At 67.9% G+C, this 10,208-nt stretch carries 9 protein-coding genes; 7 read left to right on the forward strand and 2 right to left on the reverse strand.

Going from position 1 to position 10,208, the window contains the following annotated elements; genetic code table 11:
• Positions 1 to 133 precede the first annotated feature (133 nt).
• Positions 134 to 475: a PepSY domain-containing protein gene (locus EVS83_RS12775; protein WP_133501426.1), complete on the forward strand. Its 342-nt coding sequence runs from the start codon at positions 134 to 136 to the stop codon at positions 473 to 475.
• A 195-nt stretch (positions 476 to 670) separates the two neighbouring features.
• Here EVS83_RS12775 and EVS83_RS12780 read toward each other — a convergent pair whose 3' ends face one another.
• Positions 671 to 1,003, reverse strand: coding sequence for a hypothetical protein (locus EVS83_RS12780; RefSeq protein ID WP_133501427.1), 333 nt, complete (start codon positions 1,001 to 1,003; stop codon positions 671 to 673).
• 154 nt (positions 1,004 to 1,157) lie between these two features.
• Here EVS83_RS12780 and EVS83_RS12785 point away from each other — a divergent pair, with 154 nt between their 5' ends.
• Positions 1,158 to 1,478, forward strand: a complete 321-nt coding sequence (locus EVS83_RS12785) for a hypothetical protein (RefSeq protein ID WP_133501428.1) — start codon at positions 1,158 to 1,160, stop codon at positions 1,476 to 1,478.
• A gap of 42 nt (positions 1,479 to 1,520) precedes the next feature.
• On the opposite strand, the gene EVS83_RS12790 is transcribed toward EVS83_RS12785, so the two are convergent.
• Positions 1,521 to 4,247: a hybrid sensor histidine kinase/response regulator gene (locus tag EVS83_RS12790; RefSeq protein ID WP_166636901.1), complete on the reverse strand. Its 2,727-nt coding sequence runs from the start codon at positions 4,245 to 4,247 to the stop codon at positions 1,521 to 1,523.
• A 248-nt stretch (positions 4,248 to 4,495) separates the two neighbouring features.
• Here EVS83_RS12790 and EVS83_RS12795 point away from each other — a divergent pair, with 248 nt between their 5' ends.
• The 5 genes from EVS83_RS12795 (at position 4,496) to EVS83_RS12815 (ending at position 9,119) form a co-directional block, all read left to right on the forward strand.
• Positions 4,496 to 4,717, forward strand: a complete 222-nt coding sequence (locus tag EVS83_RS12795) for an MliC family protein (protein ID WP_208108743.1) — start codon at positions 4,496 to 4,498, stop codon at positions 4,715 to 4,717.
• Between the two features lie 284 nt (positions 4,718 to 5,001).
• The gene (locus EVS83_RS12800; protein WP_133501431.1) at positions 5,002 to 5,319 is read left to right on the forward strand and encodes a cupin domain-containing protein; all 318 of its coding nucleotides are present in this window, start codon (positions 5,002 to 5,004) and stop codon (positions 5,317 to 5,319) included.
• On the forward strand, positions 5,316 to 6,155 hold the full coding sequence (locus tag EVS83_RS12805) for an MBL fold metallo-hydrolase (protein WP_133501432.1): 840 nt from the start codon (positions 5,316 to 5,318) through the stop codon (positions 6,153 to 6,155). The genes EVS83_RS12800 and EVS83_RS12805 overlap by 4 nt, the downstream gene beginning before the upstream one ends.
• Positions 6,156 to 6,520: 365 nt before the next feature.
• The gene (locus EVS83_RS12810) at positions 6,521 to 7,936 is read left to right on the forward strand and encodes an MBOAT family O-acyltransferase (RefSeq protein ID WP_133501433.1); all 1,416 of its coding nucleotides are present in this window, start codon (positions 6,521 to 6,523) and stop codon (positions 7,934 to 7,936) included.
• Between the two features lie 115 nt (positions 7,937 to 8,051).
• Complete coding sequence (locus EVS83_RS12815) at positions 8,052 to 9,119, forward strand: hypothetical protein (protein ID WP_133501434.1); 1,068 nt, start codon at positions 8,052 to 8,054, stop codon at positions 9,117 to 9,119.
• Positions 9,120 to 10,208: the final 1,089 nt, after the last annotated feature.

Here is a 10,208-nt window from a genome sequence, read left to right on the forward strand (position 1 = left end):
TCGTCGCACAACCGCCGCTGGCGCGAACCCGCCACCTCATCGGCGGCCGCCGCTAACGAGCGGCTGAGCCGCCTTTCATGACGCGCTTCGCCGGAGCTGCCCATGGTGGGCACTCACGATCGGAGCGAACCTCATGAGGCTTGAATCCACACAGATTTCGATTGCCCTCGTCGTCCTGCTGGGCAGCGCGGTCGCATGCGCGACCACGCATCCGGCATCGGCGCTCTTGTCGCGGTCGCGTGCGGAACACATCGCGCTCGGGCGCGTGCACGACGGAACGATCAAGAGTGCGGAGCTGGAGACGGAAAAACATCGCAAGGTGTGGTCGTTCGACATCGCGCGCCCGGGCAAGGCCGGCATCACCGAAGTCCTGGTCGACGTCCACTCGGGCCAGATCGTCAGTGTCACGACGGAGACCCCGAAACAGGAGCGCGCGGAGAAGAAGGCCGAGGCAAAGGAGACTGCTCGTCACTAATGCACTCGTCGGTCTCACGCGACGGGTGGCCGGGGTTATCTCGGGCGCCCGTCCTTCTCGAGCCACGTCACCCCGGTTCGCGCGCGACGAGACGTCCGGAATATCAATGGAGCGGGGGACGCGTGCGCTCGTCGACCGCGCAGACTGCCGGCCACGGACCAACGACTGCCGTCGTTCGCACCGCCGAATTGGTGACTACGCCTCGCCCGTAAAACCCGATGGCGCGGACCGGTGCTCGTGCGCGTCGGGCCGAAGCCCATGCGCGCTGGCGTGATGGATCGACTCGAAGGTGAAAGGTTCCTTCCACTGCGTGATGCAGCTCAGCACCGCTGCGACGTCCGACCCGAGGGCCACGCAGTAGCCCTTCAGGCCCAGGGCCGTCAGGAATGGCGTACTCAGGCAGGCCATGTCGAGGTCGGCGTCGCCCACCTCCAACACGCCTTCGAACTCCGCGGGCATCGACCCCCAGAGGTCCAGGGGCAGTACGACCGTCGCGCCATCGTCCCGATGGAAGATCTTCACCCGCATGAATCCTCCTCGCTGCGATATGGGCACCCTAGGGGGGCTGTCTCGGTGCCGTTCGATACGTCGTCGCCGACGTGGACCGCGACGACTTCCTTCACCTCGCTTCGTCGCTCATCGACTAATGTGCGCTACCGCGCATAAGGCCGATGTCGATTCAATGCCGCTTTCCCCCTCCCATGGCGATGGACTGCTAAGCCGTGCGGACCTTGAGATCGAGCTGGCCCGGCTTGCGCTGATGACCGCGCGCAAGCGGGAGTCCGGCGAGTCCGACGCGCGGCTTGTGGCGTGGTTCGAGGAGGTATCGGTCGACCTGATCAACCGCGTCGCGCCGGAGCTGCGCCCATTGGCGATCGAGCGCATCCAGCAGATCGCGGAGTTCAACGGGCGGATGGAGATCACCCGCCTGTCAATTGACGCCTCGACGCTGGGCTTCGGGATGACCTATCTGCTGTCCCGTGACGTCAACGGAAACTGCTGACGCCTGGTCGACGTACGACGACGTCATTACGCGAACGCATCTTCACTGCGACAGCAGCGTGGCGATGTGATCGATATCGACCGGCTTCACCACATGGTGATCGAACCCGGCGGCGCGTGATGCCGCTTCGTCGTGGCGCTGCCCGTAACCACTGAGCGCGATGAAACGACTGGCGGGTTGACGCAGGCGCGTGCGGAGCCGGCCGGCGAGCTCGTGGCCCGTCATGTCGGGCATGCCGACGTCGAGGATGAAAGCGTCCCACTCCGCGCGCTGCTCCAGCATCCCCAGCGCTTCGGCGCCGCTCGCCGCTACGGCGACATCGTGTCCGAGCAATCGCAGCACGCTTGCGAGCGTGTCCGCTGCATCGCGATTGTCGTCGACCACCATGACCGTCCGTTTGGACGCCGACATGCGAGTCGGTGCGGGAATCACGACCGGCTCCTGGTCGACCACGGCGCGCGGAAGCAGGAATTTGAACGTGCTTCCTTGCCCGAGGCCCTCGCTCGATGCGGTGATGTTGCCGCCGTGCGCGCGCACGATGCTGCGCACCAGCGCCAACCCGATACCCAGCCCACCCTGCGTGCGATCGGGCGTGCGTTCCGCCTGTGTAAACAGGTCGAACACGTGCGGCAGCAGCGAGGCTTCCATGCCGATGCCGTTGTCTATCACGTCGATGGATACCTCGCTGGCGGTGACGGCGAGCGCCAGTCGGATCGAACCCGTGGGAGGCGTGTACTTCGCCGCGTTATTCAGGAGGTTCGACACGACCTGCACCAGCCGATGCCGGTCGCCCAGTACGAACGCCGGTCCGCCGGTGGTCTCCACCGCCAGGGTGTGCCGACGCGACTGCATGGTGGGCTCGGTCTGCTCGACGGCGGCCGCGATGACGGCGCGCATGTCCACCGGTTCGCGTTCGAACTCGACGAGCCCACGCGTCACGCGCGAGACATCGAGCAGATCGTCGACGAGCTCGGTCATGTGGGCGACCTGTCGCGAAATGATCTGCGCGGCCTTGTTGACGCGCGCTTCGTCGCCCGGCGCCAGGCGCAGCAACTCCGCGGCCGTACGGATCGGGGCCAGCGGGTTGCGCAGTTCGTGCGCGAGCATGGCGAGGAACTCGTCCTTGCGTCGGTCCGACTGCTCCAGCTCCTGCATCATCCGGCGTCGCTCGGTGATGTCGATCGATGCACCGATCAGGCCGATCACGTTGCCCTGATCGTCGAACCACGGCGCCTTGGTCGATAGCCACGTCGCCGGCGAGCCGTCCGCGAGCTGCACCTCTTCCTCGACCTGCTCGGCGACACCGTTCGCCATGATGCGGCGGTCCGTCGCGATGATCGCCTCCGCCTGCGACCGGTCGGCCAGCAGTTCCAGATCGGTACGACCGATGAACTGCGACTGCGGCACGCCCAGCAGTTCGGCGACGCCACGATTGCCGACGACCAGCCGGCCCTCGCGATCCTTCGCATAGACCACGCCCGGAACCGTCTCGGTGAAAGTGCTCAGCAGCGTGAGCGCGCGATCGCGTTCGGCTTCGACGCGGTGTCGCTCGTCATGGCCGAGCAGCACGCCGGGGAAGCGCACGGGTCGCCCCGTCTCGTCCTTTTCGACGCGCCCGTTCGCCTCGACCCAGGCCCACGTGCCGTCGCGCGTCAGCACGCGGTACTCGCAGCGATAGGCGCCGCCGCGCGCGAGCACATGGTCGATCGCCGCGCTCACGCGCGTGCGGTCGTCGGGGTGGATCGCATCGAATGCGATGCCCAGCGGAATGCCTTCGTGACACGCCTGTTCGTCGAGCCCGAACAGATGGGCGAATCGACCGTCGCCGCTGATGCGGTCTTCCGGGATCAACCAGACCCACGTACCGAGGATAGCGCCCGCATCGAGCGCCAGCTGCACGCGCTCGGCGGCGAGCATCGCGGCCTCGGCCTCCACGCGGCGCTGCGTGATGTCGTGGAAGAACACCGCCAATCCTTCCTCGACGGGGAATGCGCGGATTTCGAACCAGCGCTCGCGCCCGTCTTCGAACCGGTAGTGATATTCGATGCTCTCCGCGCGGCCGGTCGCGCGTGCGCGCAGGTACATCTCGCCGAGCGGCGACTCGAGCGTGCCGGGAAACAGATCCCAGTGCAGTTGCCCGATCAGCTGGTCGCGACGGAGTTGCGTCAACCGTTCGGTGACGGGGTTGACCTCGACGATGTGGAAGTCGCGATCGAACAGGACGAACGCTTCGTCCATGTTCGCCAGCACCTGGCGGTGTCGCGCATCGCTCGCGGACAGTTCGCGTTGCAGCTGCATCTGCGCGGTGATGTCGCTGCATGCGCCGAACATGCCGGCGACCGTGCCGGAGTCATCGCGCACCGGCGCGAAGAAGAACGAGAAGTACGTTTCTTCCGGATAACCGTTGCGTTCGAGCATGAGTCGCATGCTCGAGATATGCACCGGGTCGCCGGCCGCGGCCGCTGCAATGAGCGGTTCGAGCTCGCTGCGGATCTCCGGCCACACCTCGTCGAGGATGTCGCGTCCGATCGCCCGCGGATGCTTGGCGCCGAGGAATGGGACGTAATGGTCGTTGTAGAGGAACGCCCTCGACGGCCCCCAGACGATGTACATCGGCTGGTTCGATGCCAGCATCAACGCGACGAGCGTGCAAAGCGCTTCCGGCCAGGCGTCGACGGGACCGAGCGACGTGTCGTTCCAGTCCATGCTCCGCAGGCGCTCGCCCATCTGACCGCCGCCGGCAAGTACATGCCGTTCCGCATGGGTCATCACTGCTGCCCCCCGGGCCGGCGGCCTTCGTGTGGCCATGATACGGACGTTCCCACGCTGCACGGGGTCTCGCCGGGCCCCAACCGACGACAGGCCGTGCGGTGGCGCGCAGTTTGGGATGGAATCCGTATCTCCACCGACGCGGGAGATTCCGATGAAAGCGTTGCTTGCGAGCGTTCTCGCTGTCGCCGCTGCGGGCGGCGTGCACGCCGATGGTCTCGAATGACAGCTCACCTGCAGACCGTGAGGTGAGCTACAGCTGCGCCGACGGCGAATCGGTGTCGGTCAAGTTCTTCCCGGCGCAGGGCGTGGCCAGCCTCAAGCGCAACGGGCAGGCGATCGAGTTGCAGCAGCAGCCGGTCGCGTCCGGGTTCGCGTACAGCAATGGACCGAACACGATCCGCGGCAAGGGATCGGAGCTCATGCTCGAGATCGGTCGAATGGTGCCTATCGCCTGCAAGGCAACCTGACCGTCCACACGTTCGAATCGCCGTGCCGATTCGCGGCCGAGTCACTCCTCGACTGCGATGCGACCGCCGCGCGTTCGTCGCCAACGACGCGCGTCGACATCGTGCGGCCGGCGACGAGGTCGAGCCCGGACGGTGCTACCGCCTACGATTACTTCGGTAGGCGCGAGTCTCGTGACCCAAGCGAAATTTGTGGCTGCACCGAAATCATCGCGCTTGTGGCGATCACGGACGCCAACAAGACTTGCGGCTGTCGCGATGCATCCATCGCCTGGCCGGAGCCTGCCGTGTCGACCGATCCCTCCATTGCGTCGTCGATTGACGCCATACCCGCCATCGCCGTGGGCGACGGTTGCATCCGCCGCGACCTGCCGACATCCCAGGCGGCGCGTTGGTGGGTGGTCGAGTTCGCGCCCGGCGCGACGTGGCCCCACGTCGATGAGCATCCGGACGGTGAGGATTACGTCGTCCTCGAGGGCGAGGTGATCGAAGGCGATCGGCGTTTCGGCGCGGGCAGCGTGGTCAGCTTCTCGCCGGGGAGCCGGCACCGGCCGCGCAGCGAGACGGGCGCGCGACTGCTCGGCTTCAACGTGGTGGCCGCATGAGCAGCGTGCAGTCGCCGACGCGCCGCCGGTTGCTCGGCGCGAGCGCGCTCGCGATCGCTGCGGCCGCACTGCCACGCTTCGTGCGCGCCGCCGCGCCACCATTGCGCATCCGGCGGCTGGGCTGGGCGGGCCTGCAACTCGAACTCGGCGACGACAGCCTGCTGATCGATCCGCTGAACAACACGGCCGTGTGGGGCGACGCGCTGAAGTCGCCGCTGATGGCGCCGGAGTCGACGCGCGGACAGCAGTTCGCGCTCGTCAGCCACCGGCATCCGGATCATTTCGATGTCGATCTGCTGAGCCGTGTACTCGGTCGCGACGGCGTGCTCGCGTGCCTGCCCGATGTCGCCGAACTTGCTGCGGCGCGCGGGATTCGTACGCGTCCAGCGGAACTGTTCCGCCCGATCCTGCTGGGCGATTTCACGGCGACCCCGGTGCCGGCCTCCGACGGTTACGGCGATCCGCAGGTGTCGTGGGTGGTGTCGGCCGGCGGTCGACGCGTGCTGCATGCAGGCGACACGATGTGGCACGGCGCGTGGTGGCATGTCGGTCGCCAGCTCGGGCCGTTCGACGTCGCATTCCTTCCCATCAACGGCGCGCGCTTCTCATGGCGCCAGCCTGCGAGCGATCAACCCGCGGTGCTCACGCCCGCGCAGGCGGTCGACGCCGCACGCATTCTCGGCGCGCGATGCATCGTGCCGATCCATTACGGCGTGCAGGGTGCCGAAGGCTACGCGGAGCAGCCCGACGTGGAGCGCGAGCTGCGGCGCATCTCGGCGGGCAAGTCGATCGACGTGCAGGTGTTGCAGCCGGGTGACTGGCTGAAATGGAACTGACGCTCGCCGCGACATCGTGCCACGCACCGTGGCGGCGTGATGCGGGCTACTGAGGTAGTGCGGCGGGTACGGCAGGAACTAAGTACAGCAGCATTTCTCATCGTTGATGTCGGTTCTCGGCTGCAAGCGGTCGTTGCGCGCGGCGGCTCGTACGCTGGTGCCCGGACGTCGAGTCCTTTGCGCCCTGACGCGGCATATCGACGTCCGTCTCCAGGTGCGCTTGAAGTGATTCGCGTTCTGCTCCCTTGGCGGATTTGCGCTCGCGTCGTCTAACGAATCGCTAACGCCCGCACCCGACGGGCGGCCGCCGTGCCGCACGGGCCTGCCCTATAAGAGCTCGGCGCGCCACGCGCCGGAGCCCGCCCATGGTCTTCAACTCGCTCACCTTCGCGGTGTTCTTCGTGCTCGTGCTGGCGATGCATTCGCTGCCGCTGGGCTGGACGACCAGGAAGGTCAACCTGCTGCTCGCGAGCTACCTGTTCTACGCCGCGTGGAATCCGCCTTTCATCATCCTGCTGTGGATTTCCACCGTAGTGGACTGGTACGCGGCGCAGGGCCTGGTGCATGCGCAGCGACCGCTCGCGCGCAAGGCATGGATGCTGCTGTCGGTGGTGGTGAACCTCGGCATGCTGGCGTGGTTCAAGTACGGCGAGTTCGCGCTCGACAACTTCGCGGCATTGATGCACTCGCTCGGCGTCGCCTACCAGCCGCCGAAGTCCGACATCGTGCTTCCGGTCGGCATCTCGTTCTACACGTTCGCCACGTTGTCCTACACGCTCGACGTCTACCTGCGCCGCGCGATGCCCGCGCGCAACTTCCTCGACTACGCGCTGTTCGTGACGTTCTTCCCGCACCTCGTCGCCGGCCCGATCATGCGGCCGACCGAGCTGGTGCCGCAGTTCGAGCAGCCGCGCCGCGCGAGCGGCGACGCGATCCGCTTTGGCCTAGCGCTGATGACGCTTGGTCTTTTCATGAAGGTAGTGCTCGCAGATGGTTTCCTCGCGCCGCCGGCAGAAGGCGTGTTCGATGCGAAGACAGCGCCGGGCGCGCTCGATGCGTGGATCGGCACGCTCGCCTTCAGCGGACAGATCTTCTGCGACTTCGCCGGCTACTCCACGACGGCGATCGGCGCAGCGATGTGCCTCGGCTTCGCGATGCCCGACAACTTCCGGTTCCCTTACGCCGCCGTCGGCTTCTCGGATTTCTGGCGACGTTGGCACATCACCCTGTCGTCGTGGCTTCGCGACTACCTCTACATTCCACTCGGTGGCAATCGCCATGGTCCCGCGCGCACCTACATCGCGCTGATGCTGACGATGCTGCTCGGTGGCCTGTGGCACGGCGCGAACTGGACCTTCGTCGCTTGGGGCGGGCTGCATGGTCTGTACCTCGCCGGCGAACGCATGCTGCGCTCGCGCTTTGGACACTGGCGACCCGGGCCGCTCACGTTCTTCGGACTCGGACTGCTCACCTACGCGCTGATCAACGTGACGTGGGTGTTCTTCCGGTCGAAGACGTTCGAAGGCGCGTTCACGATGCTGCGTGGCATGGCGGGCGCGACGCCGCATCCGATGCCGCTGCTGTCGGCGTTCGAGCTGATCGCCGTCGCGCTGATCATGACGTCGATCGTGGCCGTGCACTGGCGCATGCGCGACACCACGCTCGAAGCAGTAGTCGCACGCATCCCGGCACCCGCCATCGCAATCGGCTGGGCGGCCATGGCGTTCGCGGTGGTCGTTGAACAGGGAGAGGGCAATGCCTTCATCTATTTCCAGTTTTGAAGCGCTGCCCAATGCGGTGCGCGCCACTGCTGCAGATCGCCCGGGCGAAGCGCAGCCGGTACCGGTTCGCCCTGTGCCACCCCAGCCGTGGCGTGGCATCGCTGCGACGGCCGTCTTGCTCGCCGTCATCGCGATCGCCGGCTGGGAGTGGCAGATGCGGCGTGTCGGTTTGCGTGCCGGCGACTACGGGATCGAGCTCTCCGGCTGGGCCGCGGCACGCCGGCAGATCGACGTGGGCGATGTACCCGTAGCCATCGTCGGCGACTCGCGCATCCTGTTCGACACCGACCTCGACCGTTTCCAGCAACTCACCGGCGTGCGTCCGTTGCAGCTCGCTCTGCCGGGCTCGAACGCACGACCGGTCCTCGAGGACGTCGCCAACGACCCGAATTTCCACGGCCTGCTCATCGTCGGGCTCGCCGACATGTCGTACTTCCGCGACGGCCTTGGCAACGGAGAGCGCGCGCTCGATCGCTCCCACAGCGAGATGCCGTCGCAACGTACGGGCTACCTGCTGTCGCGGCTGCTCGAGCGCTATTTCGCGTTCATCGATCCCGCATATCGGCTCAGCACGTTGGTCTACACCGCGGATCGCGGGCAGCGACGCGGCGGCGCGTCCTGGTACTACCGCCCGTGGAAGTTGATCCAGGTCGATGAGCGCGGACAGGCGTCGCTATGGTCCAAGATCGAGACCGATCCGCACCTTCGCGCGCAAGCACGCCAAGCCTGGCTCGATATGCCGGGACGTCCGCCGCGGCCGCCGGTCGATGCGAAGACGATCGAGTCCACGCTGGCGAGGACGCAGGCCGCGGTCGCGCGCATCCGTGCGCGCGGGGGTGACGTCGTGTTCGTGCGGCCACCATCGTCCGGCCCGTTGCGTATTCGCGAGGAACAGCGCATTCCGCGGCGGCTCGGCTGGGACGCGTTACTCGCTCGCGCACAGGCTGTCGGCATCCACGTCGACGACCATCCGCAATTGCAGGGGCTCGACATTCCGGAGTGGTCGCACCTGTCGCTGCGCTGCGCGCCGGTCTATACCGATGCTTATGTGCGCCTGCTCGCAGCCTCGACCTCGCGCGTGGCGATCCGGGCCGACGCGCCGTTGCCGCTGACGCCGCGCGACTGCGTGACGGGGTGGCCTGGGCGCGCCGTCGCCGTTGCGGGAAGTTTGTCCGGGCAGTGACAGACCCCGTCGACTTCAGCGCGTCAGCAATTGGATAACCAGTGAACATGGCGTGCGCCGCTGGCCGCGCGGCGACCGCTCATCCGGCCCAGCGCAGCGCGCTGGGCCTTCCGTCGGGCCTGCCGTCATCCGGCCCCCGCCAGCGGCGCGGTCGTTCGCGAGGGCCACGCGGCGATGCCGCGTAAGCGGCCCTCACTCACCCGGCCCAGCGCAGCGCGCTGGGCGTTCCGTCAGGCCTGCGCGGCAGTGCCGCGCAAAGCGCGGCCTGCCATCATCCGGCCCGCGCCAGCGGCGCGGTCGTTCGCGAGGGCCACGCGGCGATGCCGCGTAAGCGGCCCTCACTCACCCGGCCCAGCGCAGCGCGCTGGGCGTTCCGTCAGGCCTGCGCGGCAGTGCCGCGCAAAGCGCGGCCTGCCATCATCCGGCCCGCGCCAGCGGCGCGGTCGTTCGCGAGGGCCACGCGGCGATGCCGCGTAAGCGGCCCTCACTCACCCGGCCCAGCGCAGCGCGCTGGGCGTTCCGTCAGGCCTGCGCGGCAGTGCCGCGCAAAGCGCGGCCTGCCATCATCCGGCCCGCGCCAGCGGCGCGGTCGTTCGCGAGGGCCACGCGGCGATGCCGCGTAAGCGGCCCTCACTCACCCGGCCCAGCGCAGCGCGCTGGGCGTTCCGTCAGGCCTGCGCGGCAGTGCCGCGCAAAGCGCGGCCTGCCATCATCCGGCCCGCGCCAGCGGCGCGGTCGTTCGCGAGGGCCACGCGGCGATGCCGCGTAAGCGGCCCTCACTCACCCGGCCCAGCGCAGCGCGCTGGGCGTTCCGTCAGGCCTGCGCGGCAGTGCCGCGCAAAGCGCGGCCTGCCATCATCCGGCCCGCGCCAGCGGCGCGGTCGTTCGCGAGGGCCACGCGGCGATGCCGCGTAAGCGGCCCTCACTCACCCGGCCCAGCGCAGCGCGCTGGGCGTTCCGTCAGGCCTGCGCGGCAGTGCCGCGCAAAGCGCGGCCTGCCATCATCCGGCCCGCGCCAGCGGCGCGGTCGTTCGCGAGGGCCACGCGGCGATGCCGCGTAAGCGGCCCTCACTCACCCGGCCCAGCGCA

The sequence above is a fragment of the Cognatilysobacter terrigena genome, assembly GCF_004361065.1.
In the GTDB taxonomy this organism is placed as follows: domain Bacteria; phylum Pseudomonadota; class Gammaproteobacteria; order Xanthomonadales; family Xanthomonadaceae; genus Cognatilysobacter; species Cognatilysobacter terrigena.

Excerpts from the sequence above, each read along its gene's own strand:
- EVS83_RS12790 (WP_166636901.1), bottom strand. The coding sequence starts at position 4,247 with ATGACCCATGCGGAACGGCATGTACTTGCCGGCGGCGGTCAGATGGGC.
- EVS83_RS12780 (WP_133501427.1), bottom strand. The coding sequence starts at position 1,003 with ATGCGGGTGAAGATCTTCCATCGGGACGATGGCGCGACGGTCGTACTG.
- EVS83_RS12785 (WP_133501428.1), top strand. The coding sequence starts at position 1,158 with ATGCCGCTTTCCCCCTCCCATGGCGATGGACTGCTAAGCCGTGCGGAC.
- EVS83_RS12775 (WP_133501426.1), top strand. The coding sequence starts at position 134 with ATGAGGCTTGAATCCACACAGATTTCGATTGCCCTCGTCGTCCTGCTG.
- EVS83_RS12810 (WP_133501433.1), top strand. The coding sequence starts at position 6,521 with ATGGTCTTCAACTCGCTCACCTTCGCGGTGTTCTTCGTGCTCGTGCTG.
- EVS83_RS12805 (WP_133501432.1), top strand. The coding sequence starts at position 5,316 with ATGAGCAGCGTGCAGTCGCCGACGCGCCGCCGGTTGCTCGGCGCGAGC.